Origin of the sequence: Microcoleus sp. Z1_B2, from assembly GCF_036700325.1 — a bacterium.
Lineage (GTDB): Bacteria > Cyanobacteriota > Cyanobacteriia > Cyanobacteriales > Microcoleaceae > Microcoleus.
The window spans coordinates 30,671-52,077 of record NZ_JAUBOQ010000033.1 but is presented as its reverse complement, the minus strand read 5'-3'; the positions used below and the strand labels follow the sequence as shown (position 1 = coordinate 52,077).

21 protein-coding genes and 3 pseudogenes are annotated in these 21,407 nt (G+C 45.2%); 12 read left to right on the top strand and 12 right to left on the bottom strand.

What is annotated here, in order from left to right; all coding sequences use genetic code 11:
• Positions 1 to 161 precede the first annotated feature (161 nt).
• Positions 162 to 1,296 (bottom strand): peptide chain release factor 2 gene (gene prfB / locus QT984_RS19585; protein ID WP_333055751.1). Its coding sequence is split into 2 segments (ribosomal slippage): positions 162 to 1,223 and positions 1,225 to 1,296, totalling 1,134 coding nucleotides; the frame shifts between segments, so codons are not numbered across the junction.
• A 91-nt stretch (positions 1,297 to 1,387) separates the two neighbouring features.
• Between prfB and QT984_RS19580 the strand changes: the two genes are divergently transcribed.
• Complete coding sequence (locus tag QT984_RS19580; protein ID WP_333278202.1) at positions 1,388 to 1,585, top strand: hypothetical protein; 198 nt, start codon at positions 1,388 to 1,390, stop codon at positions 1,583 to 1,585.
• An 11-nt stretch (positions 1,586 to 1,596) separates the two neighbouring features.
• Positions 1,597 to 1,743 (top strand): hypothetical protein, encoded by a 147-nt coding sequence (locus QT984_RS19575; protein WP_333055753.1) that lies wholly within the window; start codon positions 1,597 to 1,599, stop codon positions 1,741 to 1,743.
• Between the two features lie 13 nt (positions 1,744 to 1,756).
• Here QT984_RS19575 and QT984_RS19570 read toward each other — a convergent pair whose 3' ends face one another.
• Positions 1,757 to 1,975, bottom strand: coding sequence for a helix-turn-helix transcriptional regulator (locus QT984_RS19570; RefSeq protein WP_333055754.1), 219 nt, complete (start codon positions 1,973 to 1,975; stop codon positions 1,757 to 1,759).
• Positions 1,976 to 2,274: 299 nt separating this feature from the next.
• On the opposite strand from QT984_RS19570, the gene QT984_RS19565 reads away from it, so the two are divergent.
• Positions 2,275 to 2,745, top strand: coding sequence for a hypothetical protein (locus tag QT984_RS19565; RefSeq protein ID WP_333055755.1), 471 nt, complete (start codon positions 2,275 to 2,277; stop codon positions 2,743 to 2,745).
• A gap of 403 nt (positions 2,746 to 3,148) precedes the next feature.
• Here the strand turns inward: QT984_RS19565 and QT984_RS19560 are convergent, their stop codons facing one another.
• From QT984_RS19560 to QT984_RS19520, 9 genes and pseudogenes are all read right to left on the bottom strand, one after another.
• Positions 3,149 to 4,537 (bottom strand): UDP-glucose/GDP-mannose dehydrogenase family protein, encoded by a 1,389-nt coding sequence (locus QT984_RS19560; protein WP_333055756.1) that lies wholly within the window; start codon positions 4,535 to 4,537, stop codon positions 3,149 to 3,151.
• 185 nt (positions 4,538 to 4,722) lie between these two features.
• Positions 4,723 to 5,151, bottom strand: a pseudogene (locus tag QT984_RS19555) (GDP-mannose 4,6-dehydratase); the annotation flags it as partial.
• A pseudogene (locus tag QT984_RS19550) lies at positions 5,152 to 6,507 on the bottom strand (LAGLIDADG family homing endonuclease); the annotation flags it as partial.
• Positions 6,490 to 7,008 (bottom strand): annotated as a pseudogene (locus tag QT984_RS19545) (GDP-mannose 4,6-dehydratase); the annotation flags it as partial. The pseudogenes QT984_RS19545 and QT984_RS19550, both read right to left, overlap by 18 nt.
• Positions 7,009 to 7,751: 743 nt before the next feature.
• Positions 7,752 to 8,033, bottom strand: coding sequence for a DUF5615 family PIN-like protein (locus QT984_RS19540; protein WP_333055764.1), 282 nt, complete (start codon positions 8,031 to 8,033; stop codon positions 7,752 to 7,754).
• Between the two features lie 117 nt (positions 8,034 to 8,150).
• Positions 8,151 to 8,462, bottom strand: coding sequence for a DUF433 domain-containing protein (locus tag QT984_RS19535; RefSeq protein ID WP_333055757.1), 312 nt, complete (start codon positions 8,460 to 8,462; stop codon positions 8,151 to 8,153).
• 97 nt (positions 8,463 to 8,559) lie between these two features.
• Entirely contained in the window at positions 8,560 to 8,988 is a 429-nt protein-coding gene (locus QT984_RS19530; protein WP_333055758.1) for an HNH endonuclease signature motif containing protein, read from the bottom strand.
• Complete coding sequence (locus QT984_RS19525; protein ID WP_333055759.1) at positions 8,985 to 9,344, bottom strand: hypothetical protein; 360 nt, start codon at positions 9,342 to 9,344, stop codon at positions 8,985 to 8,987. Before QT984_RS19525 ends, QT984_RS19530 begins: the two co-directional genes overlap by 4 nt.
• Positions 9,345 to 9,511: 167 nt before the next feature.
• Positions 9,512 to 10,000, bottom strand: a complete 489-nt coding sequence (locus QT984_RS19520; protein WP_333055760.1) for a helix-turn-helix domain-containing protein — start codon at positions 9,998 to 10,000, stop codon at positions 9,512 to 9,514.
• A gap of 531 nt (positions 10,001 to 10,531) precedes the next feature.
• Between QT984_RS19520 and QT984_RS19515 the strand changes: the two genes are divergently transcribed.
• The 7 genes from QT984_RS19515 to QT984_RS19485 all read left to right on the top strand — a co-directional run bounded on the left by QT984_RS19515 (position 10,532) and on the right by QT984_RS19485 (position 16,071).
• A complete protein-coding gene (locus tag QT984_RS19515) occupies positions 10,532 to 12,901 on the top strand; it encodes a hypothetical protein (RefSeq protein ID WP_333374707.1) in 2,370 nt (789 codons plus the stop codon).
• A gap of 171 nt (positions 12,902 to 13,072) precedes the next feature.
• Entirely contained in the window at positions 13,073 to 13,534 is a 462-nt protein-coding gene (locus QT984_RS19510; RefSeq protein ID WP_333051838.1) for an Imm30 family immunity protein, read from the top strand.
• Positions 13,535 to 13,769: 235 nt separating this feature from the next.
• On the top strand, positions 13,770 to 14,243 hold the full coding sequence (locus QT984_RS19505; protein WP_333051840.1) for a hypothetical protein: 474 nt from the start codon (positions 13,770 to 13,772) through the stop codon (positions 14,241 to 14,243).
• Complete coding sequence (locus QT984_RS19500; RefSeq protein WP_333051844.1) at positions 14,236 to 14,784, top strand: hypothetical protein; 549 nt, start codon at positions 14,236 to 14,238, stop codon at positions 14,782 to 14,784. The genes QT984_RS19505 and QT984_RS19500 overlap by 8 nt, the downstream gene beginning before the upstream one ends.
• Before the next feature lie 264 nt (positions 14,785 to 15,048).
• Positions 15,049 to 15,219: a ribbon-helix-helix domain-containing protein gene (locus QT984_RS19495; RefSeq protein ID WP_333051847.1), complete on the top strand. Its 171-nt coding sequence runs from the start codon at positions 15,049 to 15,051 to the stop codon at positions 15,217 to 15,219.
• Between the two features lie 83 nt (positions 15,220 to 15,302).
• Positions 15,303 to 15,641, top strand: a complete 339-nt coding sequence (locus QT984_RS19490; RefSeq protein WP_333051850.1) for a nucleotidyltransferase domain-containing protein — start codon at positions 15,303 to 15,305, stop codon at positions 15,639 to 15,641.
• On the top strand, positions 15,625 to 16,071 hold the full coding sequence (locus QT984_RS19485) for a DUF5958 family protein (protein ID WP_333051853.1): 447 nt from the start codon (positions 15,625 to 15,627) through the stop codon (positions 16,069 to 16,071). The genes QT984_RS19490 and QT984_RS19485 overlap by 17 nt, the downstream gene beginning before the upstream one ends.
• Before the next feature lie 332 nt (positions 16,072 to 16,403).
• On the opposite strand, the gene lepA is transcribed toward QT984_RS19485, so the two are convergent.
• On the bottom strand, positions 16,404 to 18,218 hold the full coding sequence (gene lepA, locus QT984_RS19480) for a translation elongation factor 4 (protein ID WP_333051855.1): 1,815 nt from the start codon (positions 18,216 to 18,218) through the stop codon (positions 16,404 to 16,406).
• 328 nt (positions 18,219 to 18,546) lie between these two features.
• Between lepA and QT984_RS19475 the strand changes: the two genes are divergently transcribed.
• Entirely contained in the window at positions 18,547 to 18,774 is a 228-nt protein-coding gene (locus tag QT984_RS19475) for a hypothetical protein (RefSeq protein ID WP_333051858.1), read from the top strand.
• Between the two features lie 545 nt (positions 18,775 to 19,319).
• Entirely contained in the window at positions 19,320 to 21,242 is a 1,923-nt protein-coding gene (locus QT984_RS19470; RefSeq protein WP_333051860.1) for an ATP-binding protein, read from the top strand.
• Positions 21,243 to 21,407 lie beyond the last annotated feature (165 nt).

Here is a 21,407-nt window from a genome sequence, read left to right as displayed (position 1 = left end):
TTGTTCGGTAGATCAAGTTTTATCATATCAAGCTTTTTGGCCGCGCGACCTGTTGAAGGTCGGGCGATCGACCAAAACCCCAAAATTATACCAAATCCGCTGCCATCACGGCTCTTGATTCTTTAGTCTCCACAGGCAGACTTTGTATGTCAAGGCGCCAATTATATTCCCGCGGTTGAATCAGTTTGGGCTACCAACTGATTTTCCTGTCGCAGGTAAGCTTGAATAAACGGCTCTAATTCGCCGTTCATTACATCTGCGATGGCGGTTGTTTCCACTCCAGTACGCAAATCCTTGACCATTTGGTATGGGTGAAAAACATAATTGCGAATTTGGTTGCCCCAAGCTGCCTCTACCATGTCGCCGCGAATCTCGGCAATTTCCGAAGCCCGCTGTTCCTTAGCAACCACCAACAGCCTAGCCTTGAGTAATGCCAAAGCTTTTTCCTTGTTTTGCAACTGACTGCGTTCCTCTGTACAGCGGACAGCCAAACCGGTAGGAATGTGAACGATGCGGACTGCGGTTTCTACTTTGTTAACGTTTTGCCCGCCCTTGCCGCCCGCGCGGGAAGTCGTGATTTCCAAATCTTTTTCTGGAATGTCTAACTTGACGGATCGATCGAGAATTGGCATCACTTCAACGCCAGCAAAACTGGTTTGACGCTTGTCGTTAGCATTAAAAGGTGAAATTCTGACCAAGCGGTGAGTGCCTTTTTCCGATCGCATATAACCGTAAGCGTAACGGCCGACAATTTCCAAAGAAGCCGATTTAACACCTGCTTCCTCTCCCTCGGAAATTTCCATTAAATGTACTTTGTAACCTTGACTTTCCCCCCAGCGGGTGTACATCCGCAGCAACATTTCGGCCCAATCTTGAGCATCTGTGCCGCCGGCCCCGGCGTTAATTGTCAAAACGGCGCCGCCTTCATCGTAGGGCCCCGATAGTAATTGTTGCAGTTCCCACTGGTCGAGTTCGCGGGTTAACCGAGAAAGACTTGATGAGGCTTCTTGGAACAGGGACTCGTCGGCTTCTAACTCCAGCAGTTCTAAAATAGCTTTAGCATCTTCCAAGCTTGTTTGCCAGCCGCGATATTGGTCTAGATGAGATTTGAAGTCATTAAGTTCTTGGAGGGTTTCTTGAGCTCGATCTTGGTCGTCCCAAAATGCTGGTTGGGCGCAGATTTGCTCTAAGTCTTGAATTTTGGCTGTGAGTGCGGGGATGTCAAAGATAGTCCTGGGTTGTACCCAGTCGATCGGACAAAGTTTCGATATTGTGTTTGATGTCTAGAACTTCCACTGTGAGTTCTCCTAGTTGTGGGGTGTATTTTTGAGTTTAGCTGAAATTTTGCTCTAAATGTGCAAATCAATTTTTCAGCAGCACACCAGCTTTGATAAATGAGTCAAGTTTGTCGCCCGTGCACTTCGGGGACTGCTGTTGTTTGGATTCCTGTACGGACATCCAAAACTTTGTCGGCAGTTCGCACTGTCGCTGGGAAATTGATATTCCCGAATTTGTTGGTTCTGGACTGTTTTTAGGATTTCGCACTGAATGTCTGCAAGCTGTTGAACTCCTGGTCTTTGCATAATAGCAAACAGTTTGGTTCTCCTGACGCGCTGCTGCAAGCGAGTTACTTTAATGATAGGCGATCGAGTTTGGTTGCGGGCGATCGACAATTGCTCAAATCATTACATCAAAACTTCGACGATCGCATCAAAAGTCGATCGCTACCACATTATAATTTAAGCAAAACCTTCTACTATTTTTCTAGGATTACCACGAAATCCTCAATCATCACATCAAAAGTTTGAGCCAGCTTGTGAACTGCTGCAAAGTCAACCATTGCCATACCCTGAGAACGGGCATAATTGCTAATCGTACTGTAGCCCACGCCCGATCGCTCCGCAACCTCTTTGAGCGTCCATCCCTTCTGGGCCGCCAACTCTCGAACCCGCAACCTTACTAAGCCTTTGCTCATATTCACTATTTACAAAATTTTGGATTTAGTATAATATATCAAAAAGCGATCGCCCCCGGTCATTCGATTTTAGATTTTAGATTTTAGATTTTAGATTGACTCTAAAGATGAATCTGGTAGCTGGAACGTTGGTCGAAAATTTTGCGCCTCTCATGGCAGAAGTCGGGGCTTGTCTCCGTTTTGCGGCGGAGTCAACGAAACTAAAGACGATCGCCAGTTAAAATTAATCCCGACAGATAATTTCTGTCGATCGCACTTAGCAGAGATAGATTTAGCTACCACCACCAGATGCAACTACAATGATATCAGAAAATCAGTTAAGATCGTCAACTATCAGCGCCTCAAAAATTATTCACAAATCGTCGATCGTCAATCCGCGATCGAGATTTGTCACCGAAGAAACAGTAGCACTCCTGTTCAACATATCACCGGAACAGATATACCGGATCGATTGCTGCCACAACGTGGTGTACGTTCATGCCAAAGGCCTGAGTCGATTTGTCAGCTACGCCGATTTCCCCCCAATCTTAGAAGTAAAACCGCCCTGTGCTCAAGATTTTGTCGCCTGGTACAAACGCTGGAAACGGACACAAGCACCAGAATTTTGGACTAAATTCTATACGTACAACTTCAAAGCGGCTGTTTCAGTTGACAGCTTGCTTGAGTGGGGTAAATTAGTAGCTACAGTTAAATCGGTAATTTCCGCATCAGCGCTGCAACAGCTACGAGATGTTTACGCTCAAGAAAAAACATTGATGGAAAAGTTTTAAAGCAGGCGGGGCGGATAAATCGGCAATTGTTGGCCACCAGCAAGATACAGCATATTCCATGTATATGTAGTACACACTATCTTGTAGTAAGCATCGGTGCGTCGCCACCCATCAATCTGCAAGTTCTATTTAAAAGGTCGCAGATCCGCACCCTACATACAGCGGATTCCAGGTTTATAAAGTACACCCCAGAAACCGGGTTTCTTCTGGATTTCTCGCCAGAAACCGGTTTTATTCAAGAAACCCGGTTTCTCTGTACTTCACTTACCTGGAAAGTGCTGTATTAAAATCACACAACATAAATATAGTGGCTACTGTACTTCATCAACCACCGAATATGCTGTAAATGTAAGGTGCGCTTCGGCGCACCCTACGGGATAGAGGTTCCGATCAAAACTCTTCTTTACCTTCCAATCCCCACATATTGGAAACCAGCCGCTTCTAAAGCCTTCTTGTCTAAGAAATTGCGGCCATCAATCATCACCGGATGATTCATCAACTTCGCCATTTTATCGTAATCTAAATTGCGAAACTGTTCCCAGTCAGTCACCAACACCAAAGCATCGCAACCGTCGGCCAACCTTTCCGGGTCAGTTTCTACCAAAACTCCCGACAAACCGTGACGCATCCCAGTTTGAGAAACAATCGGATCGTAAGCTTTAACTTTCGCTCCCAACCGATTCAAATTCTCGATTAAAATCAGCGCTGGGGCATCCCGCAAATCGTCAGTATCCGGCTTGAAAGTCAAACCCAAAAGTCCGACAGTTTTACCTTTGAGAATCTTCAAAACGTGCTGCAACTTTTCAATAGCAATGAACCGCTGGCGTTGGTTAACTTCCACTGCCGCTTTCAGCAAATGCGCCTCGTAGCCGTAATCGTCAGCAGTGTGAACTAAAGCCGAGACATCTTTGGGGAAACAGGAACCGCCCCAACCAATGCCAGCTTGCAGAAACTTGTTGCCAATCCGTGAATCTAAACCGATACCTCGGGACACTTGACTAACATCTGCACCGACACGATCGCAAATATTAGCAACTTCATTAATAAAGCTAATCTTCGTAGCCAAAAAAGCATTAGCTGCGTACTTAATCATCTCCGCTGAACTGATATCAGTCATCACCACAGGAACTTCCGGCAAAGACTGATTTTCTGCAAACTTGCGATCGACAATCGGCCGATATAACTGTAGCATCATATCCATAGCCCGCCGAGAGTTGCTACCGAGAACAATGCGATCGGGATTAAAAGTATCAAAAACAGCACAGCCCTCCCGCAAAAACTCCGGGTTGCTAACCACATCAAATTGAACACCTTTGTTTGCTGCTACTTCCTCACCAGTAACCTCATCACCGCTGTGAGGTTTTTGACGTTCTGCTAAACCGTCTAGTACAATTCTTCGCACCCAGTCCCCGGAACCGATGGGCACAGTAGATTTATTAACAATGACTTTGTAATCGCCATCGAGGTGAGCTCCTATTCCCCGAGCAACCGCTTCCACGTAGCGAGTATCGCTTTCCCCAGTAGGCAAAGGAGGCGTCCCCACCGCAATAAACAAAATATCCCCGTGAGACACTCCCGCTGCTAAATCCGAAGTAAATTCTAGATTGCCAGATGCAGATGCAGAAGACATTAATTCAGACAGTCCAGGTTCAAAAATAGGCGACTGTCCAGACTTCATTAATTTAACTTTTTCTTCGTTGTTGTCTACGCAAATCACGTGGTGGCCGATGTGGGCCAAACAAGTGCCGGTGACTAAGCCAACATATCCTGTACCGATGACACAAACCTGCATAGAAATCTCCTCAAAGCTAGTAAATAAATTAGATGGGATGTTGAAACAAGAAGGAAGAAGGGAGAAGCCTTTAGTTATCTAGGAGAGAAGGAAAAAACAGCTTGTAGGGGTAGTGCTACCCCTACTCCCCGTGCCTACCCCTAGAGGGCAACCACGGGGGGTTTGCCCCTACAAATCCCCACTCTCTACTTTTGGTTTCCCTCGATGCGATCGCGAAAATCCTTTATAGTCAACTCTAAACCTTGATCCAGCGGCACAGTTGGCTCCCACCCCAACCAAGTTTTAGCACGAGTAATATCCGGTTGTCGCTGTTTTGGATCGTCTTCCGGCAGCGGTTTAAAGATAATTTCTGCCCCTGGATTAATCGTGTTTTGAATTTTTTGTGCCAGTTCCAATATAGTGTATTCGCCGGGATTCCCCAAATTCATCGGCCCGATTTTGTCGCTATTCATCAAACGAATAAATCCTTCCACCAAATCAGAAACGTAGCAGAAACTCCGCGTTTGGGAACCGTCGCCGTATACTGTCAGCGGTTGATTCCGCAAAGCTTGAGCAATAAAATTGCTGACTACTCTGCCGTCATTTTCCAACATCCGGGGGCCATAGGTATTATGACAGCAAACGCAGTAAGTACCGCCTACAAAATTCTCTCCGTCGGGAACAGAAAAGTCGTATACATCCTCATCGATTTCAAACTCTTCTATGGCTTTAACTTTTGCCCAAGCTAAATCCCCTGTGATTTGAGCTTGCAGTTTTTGTTTAGCATTAGCAAGATTGAGAATGCTGTACTCGTCCAACCCTTGAACAGTTATCCGGTAAGACTTGTATTTTTTGCTGTCTCCTTTTCGCACTGTTGTCTCGAATTCCGACACACTTCCAACTATCCCGAATTTAGCTAGAATTAGCACCAGTTTTTCAATGATTTTTTGGCTGGAACTGTTAAACACTAGCAGCGAACCCGTTGTTTTCGCGTCGTGATTCCCGTCGCCTTCCCAGAAACCGTGTAAAAAGTGAACTAACTGTTCTTTGGGAAGTTGCAAAATCCAATTGGGTATATCTTTTTTGGTGCTTAATTCTTTGCCAAACCCCAAAATATTGACAACTAGATCGACAATTATTTTTGACCTGACGTTAACGGATGGCGCTCTTTTCTCCTCTTTGTCAAATCTGATTTCACACTCGCAGCCAAATAACTCTCGCGTCACCCGGATCAGCTTTTCCAGATATTTGACATTTGAGCTAAATACGAGCTGGCGGTCTTTTTCTGTATGAACCAAACAGCCTTCTGCTAAGTAAAATCCCAAAAACCACAGGAAATCACTGACATTTTCGATGTAATTGTTGATGGCTTTGACGGATTGATAGCCAGCTATTTTGTCTTTTTGGGTCAAAGGTAATCCCAATTCTTGCCAAAGTTGCCAGGGAATTTTGTTGCCGGCTTCGTATTTTTTGATGGTGCTGAAGTATTGGCGATTGCTGATTCCTTTTCGAGCGAAATATCCATATATCTGCTCTCTGAATTTTTCTAAGTATGCGATCGCATCCTCGCTGATTACCCACAGCCCTGGTGCATTAACTTTATCGCTGATGTAAAAAGGTTCCAAGGGACGATCGATAAAAGGAAGGTAACTGGGAACAGCTACATCATCCCCAACCTTTAAGTCTTTGCCAAATACGGCTTGAGGCAACCCTTGGCTGTCGCGAGTAAACAAACTGTGGTCTTCAGTAATTTTTACTTGTTTGCCCCAGGTTGTTGCAATTTTATACCCTTTCTTCGTCACTTTGTGTTTCCAAATTGCCGAGATTGGTTTTAAGCGCATTTTTCCCTGTTCGTCAAAGCAAGGAACTGAAACATTTGATATGTCACCTCCGATCCGGCTGTAGCATTCCTCAAATGTTTCGTAATAAAGTCGATCTCCTTTGTAATAGAGAACTTTTTGATCGCCTGTCAAACTGTTAAAAATTCGCACAACTCGAATGTCTACACCATTTTGACGGTGGTAATCAAAAGATAAGGTTTCAGCTACTCGCTTCCCTTCGTCGTAACACGATCTGATCCCGATACAATTAACGTTGCCGCGATAATCTTCTGTTTGTGGATGTACGTCAGGATCTCCGTACACTTCGGAAGTGGAAGCGAGAAAGAATCTTGCTTTTACCCGTTTTGCCAATCCCAACATATTCATCGTGCCGATGACGTTTGTTTTAATTGTCTTGACAGGGTTGTACTGATAGTGTATAGGGGAAGCGGGACAAGCCAGATGGTAAATCTGATCTACCTCTAACCGAATCGGTTCCGTGATGTCGTGGCGGATCAGCTCAAAATACGGGTTGTCCAGCCATTTGAGGATATTGCGTTTAGTCCCGGTGTAAAAATTATCCAGGCAGACTACCTCATGTCCTTGGGCCATTAAGCGATCGATTAGGTGGGAACCGAGGAAACCTGCACCGCCTGTGACTAAAATTCTCATTGTGGAAACTGCCGTTCTGTTTAGGGGTAGGACTGGGGTACAAAAATTCAGTCTATCAAATGAAACTTGCTAATAGAATAACAAAATTGCGATCGACGATGTAAACACTTATGCGTCACCTTTATTAAATCTTTAATTAACTTAGCATTTGCCAATACTTTGAACAAAGTGCTATAATTCGCAAATGTCAGCTAGCAATTTTTAGTGAAGCTTCAATATTTTCGCAAAAATACTGTTGACAATAATTCACTTTTGAGTTAATAGGTATTAATTGTTTGTTTGTTGTGATTGGTGAGGCGATCGCTTCTGTCTTGAGTTATCTAAGAAAAGGCTGATTCCCTAGGTATGGCTACGCTTCACGGGCTTGTTTGAGAATAGGTTAATCCAGTTTATGTAAACAGGGCTGACGCGCGTCAATCGATTTTAGATTTTAGATTTTAGATTAAAGAATTGACTTGCGCGAGATAAATGCGGGGGCAATAAGTGATTTTAGATTTTAGATTTTGGATTGATTTGCGCGAGATAAATCACGTGGCGGGTACCACATGAAGAAATTCGCTTGTCAGAGGCTAGAAACCTGGTTTATTCGTAGATAAAGTTGAGCAAGCAAATATTTTTCCGAGAAACCCGGTTTATTTGGCCTTAGTCGCGATCGACTAACTGCGACGACGGGAATTAGAATTATACAGTATCGCTATCCGATCGCGGTGGAATCTCAGCAGCAGTTAAAGTCACGATTATTTTTAAGAAGACTTTGGGTATTCCTGAAGTATAAATGTCTGTTGACTACCTTTAAGATTCTGTTTCATCACCCGAAGCAGACGATTATCCATTGGCTGTGTATCTTGGGTGAAAAATTCATGAAGTACCTGCACTTTGCCTGCATAGTCTCGATCGGCTTTACAAATTACAATTCCTGCATGATTTGAGGTTGTAGAATGGAGATTGATGAAATCTTGACGATTTTCTGTAATGACTACTCGCCCTGCATTTGTCGCGTACATCAAGACTTCATCATCGGGAATTTTTTGATTGGCTTGTCCAGCGCCCTAGGATGTCAAAACATCATAGCCACGCGCTCGCAGTAAATCAACCATTGCGATCGGAAAGTTTTCATTCGAGTAAAACTTTAGCATTTTTAGTTACTCATTTTCAGCAAGCCACAGCTCGATTTCTTCTCGGTTGTGTTCGTAATAGTTCGCAACCGCTTGCAAATCTTGAAGGGTGAGTCCTGGATAATTATAGAGAAGTTCGGATTCAGTTGCGCCCTGTTGTTGGTAGGCGATAATCGTCCAGACGGGAATGCGGGTATCGCGAATTCGCGCTGCACCGCCACAAATTCCTGGAGTTTTGTGAATGGGATGCTGAAGGCTTTGGACGAATTGTAGGGTTTGTGCTAGCAAGTCATCAGGCAGTGTTTCAATGGTTTGGAGAAGTTGTTCTTTGATGGTCATAATCGATCGCCAAAATCTAAAGAGGATATTGTGTTGGGATTACAGCCGACCTATAAGCATCCGTATACAGGTTATGGTGTGGCTTGAACACGATCGATTAATCGGATTTTGTTAACGATCGAATTTTGATCGATAGCTTACGTTCGGTCAGACATTCTGCACGATTAACCTGCAATAAACGCACAGTGACTCGACCGATCGCAGTTAGAGGTTCGATTGTACCACTTTCAGTTTGAAGTTGAAAATGGTCTTCCCAGCTATCTTTTCTAGGGTTGTAAAGTCGAACCACTTCATCTGTTTCTGGATCGAGCGAGGCAATGTCGCTGCCTTTATTTTTGTTACAAATTGAGCAAGACAAAGCCAGATTACTTTCTACTGTTTCCCCGCTATGTTTTTCGGCAATGATATGGTCTATTTGATGAGACGAGAGGGCGAGTGTTTCTGGGATTAAACAATATTCACAGTATCCGTTGGCGCGATCGCATACCATTCGTCGCAGACTAGCTGAAACGTAGGTTTTACTCATGCTGCCTCGCTCAGTTTCAGTAGGGCTTGCGCTTTGGCAATGCGTACTAAATGTTCGACAAATTCGTATTGCTGCCACAGGCGCTGCTCGATCGGCGTGAGTCCTTCTGTGCGATTTTTCTCTAATAAAGTATCGATTTCAGCTTGAAGATCGTCGGATAAACGCAGGGCTAATATTTCTTGTGGCGAGGGTAAACTTGCTATAAATTCTAATATCTTCGTGAGCCCAGAAAATCCGCTTGAAGGATTGGCTTCGACTTCCCTTAATCCCAGCATCAAAATCTGTAGTAACTCATCTTTGAGAGGATCTAGCCGCAGTGCTAGTTCGTCGGGAATTTGAAGGGTAATTGTTGCCATTTTTTTACTCGCTGACGCTCTAATCTAATCCTAGCACAATAGAAGTGCGATCGCCCTTTTTTGAGAAATGCAGTGTGCGATCGCCCCGCGCGATCGGGTAAAGGTGCGATCGCCCTTCCTGATTTTAGTCGCTACACCCTACCAATCTGTTGAATAGCGACAAAATTTTAGTTACCGTTGTTATCGTTGATGTCTAGATTTTGTATGGAGAGTTCTGAATCTGGTGAGGTTGGTATTCGCAGGTTAATAAAAAATACTATTTGATTTTTATCTATATTTATATTCGTTACATTAACAACACAATTTTCAGGTAATAAATCTTTGGTTGGGAATTTAGCAGACGACTGAGTTTTATATCCAGCATCCTCAAGCCATTCCGCAATATTTCTCCAATTTTCTATCTTTTCAACGCCTTTACCCAGAAAGGCTTTAACGTATTTATAAATAGTGGCACACAGGTCAGTTTCAACACCCTTGGGATTCTTTTTCAGCTTTTCGGCGATTTCAGCGGGACTGTAGCCACAAAGCAACCCCCGCAGATGCAGCTTTTCTACGGGGGTGAGGGGCTTTCCCTTAACGGCGGCCAAGTCCGAGTACAGAGTTTTTAAGTCCCAGCGGCTTTCGGCTTCGACGAAGCGATCGTTTGTGGATGCCATAGATGGGTGTCTCTAAATTTCCTGATGGAATTCTAACATAACTCCTGATGAGTGTCAGTTTATTGCCAGACTCCGCTAGCGTATGATAAGTGAATGCTAAAGCGCAAGTAATGAAATTTAAAAGTCAAAACCTTTGTGGGATGGCTTTTTAGCCGTGACTGACTACAGTTAGCGACCCGACAGGGGAGTAAGGCTGAACTTTGGTAAGTTTCTCGCTTTGACTCTAATTTCGGCCACTGCCAGTAATTTTTTTAATTTATTTTCTGGGATTTTGCATAATTTTCTGGATTTGCCCCTGATAAATAAATGGGAGGCTGCAATGCGCCTTCTGCAGACTGAGTTATTTGTGAGTGCGATCGCGACGAAAGCTTTGCTATGCAAGAGTTTTGCGATAGCAAATCCCTGACTTCGCATAAATTTAGGACGATCGCAGGATCTAAAAATACAGGCTAGCAAGTCATTTTTTTAGAAATGGAGAAAGACTTGTAGCTCGAATAGGCATAAATCTAGTATTCACACTGAGATTGCAACATGAACATTAATGGAACGTTGGCTGACGATACTCTCAATGGCACCCCCGATGCAGATTTAATATTTGGACAACAAGGCTCTGACTTAGTGTTTGGCGGTGATGGAGACGACTTAATCTACGGCAAGCAAGGAGATGACAAGCTATACGGTAATGAAGGTAATGATACCGTCTACGGTGGCAAAGGTAAGGATACAGTTTACGGCGGCAAAGGTGACGATCGGCTATTTGCTAATGCTGGAGATAACTTGATATATGGCAACGAAGGCGAGGATACAGTTGAGGGCGGAATAGATAACGATACAGTTTACGGTGGTAAAGGTAATGACAGCTTGTTTGGCAACTTCGGGGATGACATTCTCTATGGAGATAACGGAGCAGATACCTTAACTGGGGGGAATGGTAACGACACTTTTTTTATTGGTAAAAATACTGGGGGTTCAGAGATTTCGGATGCCGATTTCATTGTTGATTATACAGAGGGTGAGGATGTAATTCAGTTAAGGAACGATGTTGCCTTTGATGACCTCAAGATTTATGTGGGCACAGGGGTTAATGCTGGCTACACAATTATTCAGGATGACTTAACAGGGCAATATTTGGCAGTTTTGGAGGGTGACGCCAGATTGACTATTGCTGATTCTAGCGGGATTGTGAGTTTGACGCCTGCGCCTTTGCCGACTCCGACGCCTGTGACGACTCCGACGCCTGCACCGACACCTGCACCGACACCTGCGCCGACTCCGACGCCTGCGCCTGTGACGACTCCGACGCCTGCGCCGACACCTGTGACGACTCCGACACCGGAGCCCAAGCCTTCAATCACCCCAAGTGCAACGACGCCTGCGCCGACGCCTGCGGTGACAACGCCGACGCCTGTGACGACGCCGACGCCTGCGGTGACGACTCCGACGCCTGTGACGACTCCGACGCCTGTGACGACTCCGACGCCTGTGACGACTCCGACGCCTGTGACGACTCCAACGCCTGCGGTGACAACGCCGACGCCTGCGGTGACAACGCCGACGCCTGTGACGACGCCGACGCCTGTGACGACTCCGACACCTGTGACGACTCCGACACCTGCGGTGACGACGCCGACGCCTGTGACGACTCCGACACCTGTGACGACGCCGACGCCTGTGACGACTCCGACACCTGTGACGACTCCGACACCTGTGACGACTCCGACACCTGTGACGACTCCGACGCCTCCACAACTACCGCAACTTCCTGCTCCGCCTGCACCTAACGGATTTAATATCAAGTTCGACTATCGTTATGATACGACTGGTTTCTTTAACGATCCTAGTCGCAAAGCAGCGCTGGAAGCAGCAGGTAAAATCTGGGAAGATGTCATCAAAAACGATTTTCCCGATCCACCTATTGGGATATCTGGGACAATAACCCATCCGATTACAGGGCAGCCCCAAAATGTTACCTTCGATTCCCAAATTGATGACATGGTTCTGTTCGTCGGCGGTCAATCTCCCGTCTTCGGTAATCCAAACGCAAACGCAGCAGGACAGCTAGTTTCTGGTCAAACAGTTCGATATGACAGCATTCGACAAGCAAGACCGGGCGATATTTTTGGAAGCATCTCTTTTGAATCAAGTCTTAACTGGTTCTTTGACCCAACACCTGCAACTGTTGATGATATTCCATTAACCCAAGGTGATTTCATTAGTGTTGCAGTACACGAAATTGGTCACTCGTTAGGTTTTTATCCCTTCACCCAGGGAACAGGCCCTAACTCTCTCAATGTTAATGGTGGTAATCCGATTCCATTTATGCCAGGTGGTAATCCTCACATCGATGAAAATTTCCGAATAGATGGTCAATCACCAGTTATGTCACCAAGTGCTGGTGGACGGTTCCCAACAAGAGCAGATTTAGCAATCTTGGCGGATAAAGGTTATCAAATTCCTAGCCTTGCTGGTTATATCTCACAAGAAAAACCACCGATCGCAACCCCGAATGCTGACAACTTTTCTGGTACTGATGGTAATGATACGATCGATCTTTTAGGTGGAGATGATGTCGCCCGTGGCTATGAAGGTAATGATTTGCTCTTTGGCGGTGAGGGCAACGATTTTCTTGAAGGTGGTGTCGGTAATGATAGCTTGATTGGTGGTGCGGGTCAGGACTTTTTCAACTTTAATACCACTCAAGATGTATTAATCGGACAAGATGTCATCTACTCCTTCTCTGTCGCCGAGAACGATGTAATTCAAATTCGGGGTTCGGGGTTAACTGCAAGCACAGTTTTAAGCCAAGTCAACAGCACTGGTAAAATTACTTTTGCTTCGGGCGGTGAACTTACTGTGTTCTCTGATGCTCCTTTGACTGCAAGTAATTTGTTCCTTCTGTAGTTGAGGGATATTTTGTAAGCAGAATTATAAAAGCGATCGCCCTTAATCTCCAAAAGTGCGATCGCCTCCCATTCACTAACAGTAATCTTCCATGATTTAATTAAAATAGCTAACCCTTTTTCACTACAAACTGGCATGGTCGGGTAATTTTGAGAAAGTGGGAGAGATAAGATGAACGTTACTCAATTAATAGAAACATTAAATGCTAATAAATTTATGCGATCTGATGAGGAAGTAATGAGTTTTGAATTCACTTTAGCCGAACTTGCCCTACATCCTAATAGCGAATATTTGCCGGAACTCTATCTAGTTTTCGATGACCGCTGCGAACAACATGAAGTCATGTATGGTCTCATTCATTTTCTGGAGTCTTTTGAGCTAAAAGACCAGTTGCAGGCGTTTATTGATAGCATAGACCGGATGGTTGTTAATGCGAAAGAATGGACAATGATTCTACTTTATGGAATTCTCAATCAGGATTTATCCCGGAATTTATATAGCCAGATGTTACATTCTACCCATTCTCAAAATCGGGATTTATGTACGCATTTACTGCGCGAAATAGTTGCTAATGAATCCCCTCCTTTATCTTCCCATGCTGAGTCAGTTATTTCCGGCGCAACTGCGAATTAATATTGATGAAATTCAGAGGGATCTGTCGAGCTTTCTTAAACTCATCCAAGATGGGAATATCTTGGTACTCTTGCAAGACGATCGCCCAATAGCCGAAATTAAACCTATCAAATAAGATGCAAGCCGCTCTCAGGATGAGCGATCGCCCTTCACGTCCAAAAGTGCGATCGCCCTCCTCAAATTAGTTAATGGTATAATCATCGATCGCATACCATGCAGGAGTAAACCACTTATTTTGAATAATGGCACAGATACTTCTGAAGACACTCCAGAAGTTGTAGAACAGGATATAATAGACCAAACGATTGAAGTAGGAAGTGGTTGTGACTGGACAGGCAGTGGAGTAGAACCTCAGTGGCATAATCCAAAATCCATCAAAGCCTACGACCATATCGATCGCCATCATGGCCCAAAACTGAAACCCCTTAATTTTAGAGGCAGGGCAGCATCCAAAAATCAGCCTCAAGGCCAGTGGCTAAACGATCGAGACTGGGTAAAAGCTGAACAAGTGACACCGAAATATCCCGGTTGTTACATTATAAATTTTAAGCGTTCTATTGGGAAAGTTCACTATCCCGATGGGAAAATAATTGAAAATGTTACCCATGCTTTTATTAAAAGGAAACCAGATGGAACATTCAAATCTGCTTATCCTGTTCTCAATGATGCTACGCTGTCCTCATTAGATAGGAGCGATGAAAATGAATAACTATATCAATTTTACAATCCAGTTAGAAAAACCTAATTGCGAACAATATGCTGACGCACCCGATGATTCATTAGGAGAACTTTCGCATTTTGAATTAGGTCTGAAACTATTTTGCTTTGAATGCGATCGCCCAGTATCAATAGAAATTGGTGAAGAAAAACTAAAAGTTTTTTTAGACCCCGATATCTGTATGCTCCTAGAAGATGAACTCCCCAAAAAAATTAGTGAGTTATCCCAAGGGAAACCCATCAAAATAGAATTTGTTGAAAGTGTGTGCCTTTCTCTTGAATTGCAGCCATTAACCAACGATAAAATTAGCTGTAATTTCAAAGAATTTGGATATTTATCTCCAAACCAGTTTACCCTAAAATCCCGAAATCAACACTTTGAACTGAATAAAACTCAAGTTATAACAGAGTTAAAGGGATTTGTCGAACAACTCATGGAAATGGCTCTAAATGGCGGCTATATCACCCGCGAAGAAAAGCAAGAATTCCTGATGCCACTCCGCGAAATTGCGCCTGCTTCGGCTATTTGTTAATTAAGTACGATCGCCCTTCATGTCCCAAAGTGCGATCGCCGTCGATAATTTGACAGTTAAATTATCAAAAACCCTCCCTCCAAAAAGTTATCCCCGGCGAGAGGGTAAATCAAACACCACTTCAAATCGGATGTTGGGCACTCGTTGCCGAAACAACTGAAGATGTCCCTCCGCATCCGGCTGCGATAGCGACCGACGATCGCCCATTGCAAGCTGGACGGGCGAGGTGGCACAATAGGGGAAACTTCCAACAGATTGCAGGGCATGAGCGACAGCGAGCGGATTTCAGTGGTTTTGCCAACACAGGCTAAAAAGGATCTCGAAAAGTTGTGCGATCTCGAAAAGCGATCGATCTCCAACTTTGTCTACCTTCTGATTCAAGAGGCGATCGATCGAGCAAAAGCATCCGGCAAGCTCCAATCAACAGATGACTGAAACTAAAACTTGATTTATCGTGCTTAATTTTAAAATCGAGAAGTGCGAAAAAACTCGCCTACGGCAATGCTAATATTCATTAAATGAGAGGTGTAAAAACATGGCAAGAAGCAGGCATATCTCCAGAAGATGCCAGGAGAATTCAGAATGCAGCCGATCGGACAAAACAAACCATCATAGTTGTTGGCAGTCGAGCAAACGGGACAAGTACGCCAACTTCTGACTGGGACTATATAATGTTAGGTAACTCTCGCCAGCGGCATTCCGCTAGCAGTTCCGTCCCTCGCGGTACAAGTGGCGGCGAAATTAATACTTCAGGTCGAGAAACGGGAATCGATATTTTTACTGGCCCCCTCATCTCAGGAGAACCTCACGTTATATTTGAGCCAGACTTAGGAGAGGCAAATGAATCTAGCCGATGAAATTACAATCAATCAAATTAAACAAGAATTAATTAGCCAAGAAGATGCAAAAAACTGGTTTTTAAGCTTCCCAACCGAATACCAGCAGGAAATATTGCAGCGGCTATCCTACATGACCCTCCAAGCAGGGGCGCGAGAAGAAGATGTTTCCCTAGCTATTGCCAAATCAAAACTTCGCCCAACTTACACCCCTTGTGTGTTGCTGAGTAGAGGGCGATTAAAAGAACAAATGGCAAAGCTTTTGAAACTGCCGCCCTCAGAATCTATCAAAACCTTTTTCCTGTTAATGAGTTTATTGGCAATTGCCGATGCGCGCAGGTACGGCAAATATTGTCAAGATGGCTGTAGCCACTGGTGGCATCGCGATTTGAGCGATCGCAAAGTTGTAGATGAAATTCAGCGCGAGTTGCAACAAAGCATTCTTGTTTAACTTGTAGTAAGCTGTGATGCGAGGGGGCGATCGCCACTGACGCTGCAGCCATATTCTGGGCCCCCACAGGGACGGGCAAGATGCCCATCCCACAAGAAAACAGACTCTTTGTGGAACAGGCATCTTGCCTGTTCTAGATGACTGCAAACAACTACAAAAAACTGACTCTTTGTGGAACAGGCATCTTGCCTGTTCCTGACAAAATCCCACAATCAAACTGACTCTTTGTGGAACACGCATCTTGCCTGTTCTAGATGACTGCAAACAACTACAAAAAACACACTCTTTGTGGAACAGGCATCTTGCCTGTTCCTGACAAAAAGCCACACAGATTACGAATCTCGATCGAGCTTCAGCACAGCCATAAAAGCCTCCTGCGGCACATCCACAGTACCCACAGACTTCATCCGCTTCTTACCCTTCGCCTGCTTTTGCAGCAACTTTTTCTTCCGCGAAATATCACCGCCGTAACACTTCGCCAACACATCCTTCCGCAAAGCCGGAATGTGCTCCGAAGCAATCACCTTCGCACCAATTGTCGCTTGAATCGGCACCTTAAATTGATGACGAGGAATCAACTCCTTGAGTTTTTCCGTCAACCCGCGGCCCACATTATAAGCCTTATCCCGGTGTACAATCATCGCCAAAGCGTCAACCGGATCGCCATTAATTAAAATGTCCATTTTCACCAACGGATTTTCGCGATAACCGATGAGGTGATACTCCATGCTCGCATAACCGCGCGATCGCGATTTCATCTGGTCAAAAAAGTCCGTCACCACCTCCGCCAAAGGTAACTCGTAAACCAGCGTAGTTCGGCCTTGACTCAGATACTTCATATCCATAAAAATGCCCCGCCGACTTTGAGACAGTTCCATCAGCGCGCCCACATAAGTTTCCGGCGACAGCATTTCTACCCGCACATAAGGTTCCTCAATTTTCTCGCGATACTGAGGATCTGGCAAGTGGCTGGGATTGTCAATTGTTAATACTTCCCCTTTAATTGTTGTGATTTGATAAACCACAGAAGGAGCCGTAACAATCAAATCCAAATTGTATTCTCTCTCCAGTCTTTCTTGCACAATTTCCATGTGCAGCAAACCCAAGAAACCGCAGCGAAAACCAAATCCCATCGCACTCGAAGTTTCCGGTTCGTAAGAAAGCGCCGCATCGTTGAGTTCGAGTTTTTCTAAAGCTTCCCGCAAATCGGGAAATTGGTCAGCATCGATCGGGAACAAGCCGCAAAAAACCATCGGTTTTGCTTCTGTATAACCCGGCCAAGGCTCCGGTGCAGGCTTTTTGACCAAAGTAATCGTATCGCCGACGCGAGCATCAGCTACGGCTTTAATTGCCGCGCCCAGATAACCAACTTCCCCGGCGTGCAGTTCGTCTACTTGAACTTGAGTCGGTGAAAGGATGCCCAATTCATCGATGACATATTCCTTACCCGAAACCATCAACAAAACTCGATCGCCCTTTTTGACACTTCCGTCCATCACCCGGAAATACACAATTACCCCGCGATAAGGGTCGTAATAACTGTCAAAAATTAGCGCCCGCAGCGGTTTGTCAACAGTATCCTGCGGCGGCGGCACTAATTCGACGATCGACTCCAAAATCTCATCTATACCAATTCCTTCCTTAGCCGAAGCCTCAATCGCCCCGCTACAGTCCAGACCGATAATTTCTTCAATTTCCCCTTTTACCCGTTCCGGTTCTGCCCCCGGCAGGTCAATTTTATTTAAAACTGGAATAATTTCCAAATTGTGTCCCAAGGCAAGGTAGACATTTGCGAGGGTTTGTGCTTCCACGCCTTGAGATGCGTCTACCACCAGCAGCGCCCCTTCGCAAGCAGCGAGCGATCGCGACACCTCGTAAGAAAAGTCCACGTGTCCGGGAGTGTCGATCAGATTCAGCACGTACTCCTGACCGTCCTTGGCAGTATAGTTCATCCGAGCGGCTTGCAGCTTAATCGTAATGCCACGTTCGCGTTCGAGATCCATATTGTCTAAAAACTGCTCCTTCATCTCCCGTGCCTGCACAGTCCCAGTCGCCTGCAACAGGCGATCGGCCAAGGTCGATTTTCCGTGGTCGATGTGAGCAATAATCGAAAAATTACGAATGCGAGATACAGGGACGTTAGTCATGTTTTTTATCGAAGAGCTAATCGGCAAAGGATACTTTTTGTTGTATGATTACACAAGCAAGAGTAGAGTGCTTACTTCAACCTCTTACTGGGGATTGAGATGAAACCACAACTGAGGCAAACCTCAAGAGTATCAGTTATTAGCCTTTCAAGTGTCCGATCGAGGCCGGACACCCAAAAGGAAAAAACTTTTCTCTCTCTCATTGTACAGAAAGCGGTTAAGCGGTTGAGGAAAGGTTGGGTGCAAATCAGGGACTGCCAATATCTAGTCCAGTCGGTTGTCATCAAAAGAATTGAAACTTAAGAATTAAAACTAGGATTTTTTAACTATGAGCGAATCAAGAATACCATCCCACAGTTCGTCAGAAAAAGTCGAACTGTCCATCCATATCGATCCTGAACTGCTAGACCAAATTAAGCACTTGACGAATGACCCCAGCAAAGTCATTGAAACAGCAATCAAGCAGTGGCTCAGAGGCGAGCGCCGCGAAGACGAGCTGGCTCTGAGTTTACGCCGCAACCCCCCAGTCCCGCCCCGCGGTGAGTGGAACGACTGAGGTACTCTCGCCCCAGACGGCGCGCGCAAATCTGCAGGCTGTAAAGTTTCTGGCAATGAAATTTCGATCGCGCGGGCGAGATCCTGCAGATTTCGCGGCGAAAGCTACAAGTGGTGGGCGAGTGAACTCGGCTAAATCACAACCTCGGAACTATTCGAGGTGGTGGTTCGCAGCCTCATATTTTGGCGTAATTTTCACATTTGATAGTTAATCGGTGCAGATTCCTAATTTCTCAATCTTAATTTTTATCTTTAAATTACCCAAAACGGCTGAGAACGAATAGTTTTTAGTTTTGAGTTGAGTTCAGAATTAAATAATAAATGTTTTCTGAGTTCATTAATCACTCAATACTCAATAATAGAAGCCTAAAATTTGTGCTAATTGTGAGTTTTGAGCGATAAATGTTTTAATTAAAAAGCCAACAACTTTTTAATTGATTAATAACTCAAAAATTAACAGTAGAAGCATCAAACAATGGGGAGTATTGAGATATTTATTCAAAACTCAAGACTCCAAAATCCGAACTACTTTCATCCCCTACTCTGATGGACTCTAACACAGATTTTCGGCGATCGAGCCTCGCCTCTACAGTTTTTTTTCAAGAGTTAGGGGCAGAATTAGTATTTACCCAAGACGCAAGGGGTAGATATCTATCTTTTTACTGGCAAAAAGCCGAACAGTACAACCTTACAGCAGAACAAATTGTCGTTAGCGAAGCCCTCGAAGAGGATCGCCCCCTCAGCGAAACCCTGCAACCCATCCCCCCCGCGCCTTATCTCGATATCCTGCGGCGGGCGCTCGAAACCCTCGTACCGCAACGGTTCAGCTATCCATTTTCCCACGCCGGACAATATTTTCTCTTCGATTTGACACTCACTCCGGCGATCGACTCAAACGGCAAAGCTACAAAAGTCTTAGTTATGGGAAGGCTGCTGTCTGACAAACCCACAGACAGACGGCCAGACTCCCCAGAATTCATGCTCTATCGAGCTTTGCCATCCCTCTTGGACGCCCGCCAACGAATGTCGCTTCCAGCGAGCCGTATCCCCGGTCGATCGCTCCCTCCCTACTCGGAAATCGATCGTAAAATCATCTCGCAAATCGCTCAAAACCTCCACAAAACCCTCGATTTAGCAACCATTTGGCAGCAAACTGTTAACAGCTTGGGTCAAGTTTTGAACGCGAGTCGCTGCATCATCTGTTCCTACAAAAAAGACAGCGAAAATCTCGAAACATCCCCCTTCCTCGCCTCCGAAAAACAGCAAAAATCGACCGCCTCAGCAGCCGAATTACAACAGTCAATAGCTAGCTACCCCTCGCCCCCGCTTTCCCCAACTCAAATCGAAAATCTCCAATCGAAAACTTTTAAAGTAGTAGCTGAGTACCGCCAAGAAGCTTACTCTTCTATGCTGGGATTAGAACTGCGCGCAGCCGAACAGCCAGGGTGGATTCAAACTTTAGCCACCTTAAAACCAGTAGCAGTCGATTACGCCTCCCCCGCCGCCGATCCCTTCCACCGCCATTCCGTGCTCGTAGCAGCTACCTCCTATGAAGACCAACCCAATGCACTGATATGTTTGCACCGCTGCGGCAGTTCCCCGAAATGGAGTCCAGTCGAACTCGAATTCGCCCGCGAGTTAGTCGCTCAAGTCGGCAGTGCGATCGCCCACGCTACACTTTACCAAGAATTAGAACACGCTCGCGCCGAAGCCGTAGCTCTTTCCCAACTTAAAAGTCAATTTCTTGCTAATACTTCTCACGAACTCCGCACCCCCCTCAACGGCATCCTCGGCTTCCTAAAACTGCTTATGGACGGCATGGCAGATGACCCAGAAGAAGCGCACCAATTTATCGAAGAAGCTTACCGATCGGCAGTACATTTGTTCAATGTGATTAACGATATTTTGGATGTCGCTAAAATCGAAGCTGGCAAAATGGAGTTAGACCTCGCTCCCGTCAAACTCGGTGAACTGTTGCAACAAGTTGAGGATTTTACACGGGTTCAAGTCGAGCAAAAGCGATTGCAATTTCAAATCCAAAAACCCCCTGTGGAGGACGAGATTATTGTGTATGGCAACTACCAACGCCTGCTTCAAGTAATCTTGAACCTCACGGGCAATGCGATTAAATTTACCGGGGAAGGGGGAATTCGCATTAGTGCCGAGGTTATTAAGAAAAAGGTGACTGTTCACAACCAGCAGTTCCCCGGAATGGTGAAAATCCGAGTCGCTGATACTGGCATTGGGGTTTCTCTCGACAAGCAAGATAAATTATTTGAGTCGTTTTTTCAGGTGGATGGCGATCGTACCAGGCAATACGGCGGCACCGGTTTGGGGTTGGCTATTTCTCAAAAACTGGTAGAAGCAATGGGGGGTACAGTAAATTTTTACAGTATGGGAGAAGGGCTGGGAGCGACTGTTACTTTTACTGTCCCGCTTTATCAAGAACCACTATGTGAACTAACCTGACGGTCAACTGGGTACAGTTAGACCGCAGGCTTCTTTTTCCTTTTTTGCTCATGCTTTTTTGAGTGACGGAGTTCCCCCGCCACTTTCGTAACTCAGACCAATCTTTCTAATAAGTTTAGCTGAGTTTTCATCTCGATCCAAAGATTCTCCACACAGACAAGAATG

Bases quoted from the DNA above. Each gene is read 5' to 3' on its own strand.
- QT984_RS19535 (WP_333055757.1), bottom strand. From the start codon at position 8,462: ATGACCATCAAAGAACAACTTCTCCAAACCATTGAAACACTGCCTGAT.
- QT984_RS19510 (WP_333051838.1), top strand. From the start codon at position 13,073: ATGAACGTTACTCAATTAATAGAAACATTAAATGCTAATAAATTTATG.
- QT984_RS19570 (WP_333055754.1), bottom strand. From the start codon at position 1,975: ATGAGCAAAGGCTTAGTAAGGTTGCGGGTTCGAGAGTTGGCGGCCCAG.
- QT984_RS19520 (WP_333055760.1), bottom strand. From the start codon at position 10,000: ATGGCATCCACAAACGATCGCTTCGTCGAAGCCGAAAGCCGCTGGGAC.
- QT984_RS19470 (WP_333051860.1), top strand. From the start codon at position 19,320: ATGGACTCTAACACAGATTTTCGGCGATCGAGCCTCGCCTCTACAGTT.
- QT984_RS19565 (WP_333055755.1), top strand. From the start codon at position 2,275: ATGATATCAGAAAATCAGTTAAGATCGTCAACTATCAGCGCCTCAAAA.
- QT984_RS19500 (WP_333051844.1), top strand. From the start codon at position 14,236: ATGAATAACTATATCAATTTTACAATCCAGTTAGAAAAACCTAATTGC.
- QT984_RS19525 (WP_333055759.1), bottom strand. From the start codon at position 9,344: ATGGCAACAATTACCCTTCAAATTCCCGACGAACTAGCACTGCGGCTA.
- QT984_RS19490 (WP_333051850.1), top strand. From the start codon at position 15,303: ATGAGAGGTGTAAAAACATGGCAAGAAGCAGGCATATCTCCAGAAGAT.
- QT984_RS19560 (WP_333055756.1), bottom strand. From the start codon at position 4,537: ATGCAGGTTTGTGTCATCGGTACAGGATATGTTGGCTTAGTCACCGGC.
- lepA (WP_333051855.1), bottom strand. From the start codon at position 18,218: ATGACTAACGTCCCTGTATCTCGCATTCGTAATTTTTCGATTATTGCT.
- QT984_RS19530 (WP_333055758.1), bottom strand. From the start codon at position 8,988: ATGAGTAAAACCTACGTTTCAGCTAGTCTGCGACGAATGGTATGCGAT.
- QT984_RS19495 (WP_333051847.1), top strand. From the start codon at position 15,049: ATGAGCGACAGCGAGCGGATTTCAGTGGTTTTGCCAACACAGGCTAAA.
- QT984_RS19485 (WP_333051853.1), top strand. From the start codon at position 15,625: ATGAATCTAGCCGATGAAATTACAATCAATCAAATTAAACAAGAATTA.
- QT984_RS19515 (WP_333374707.1), top strand. From the start codon at position 10,532: ATGAACATTAATGGAACGTTGGCTGACGATACTCTCAATGGCACCCCC.
- QT984_RS19475 (WP_333051858.1), top strand. From the start codon at position 18,547: ATGAGCGAATCAAGAATACCATCCCACAGTTCGTCAGAAAAAGTCGAA.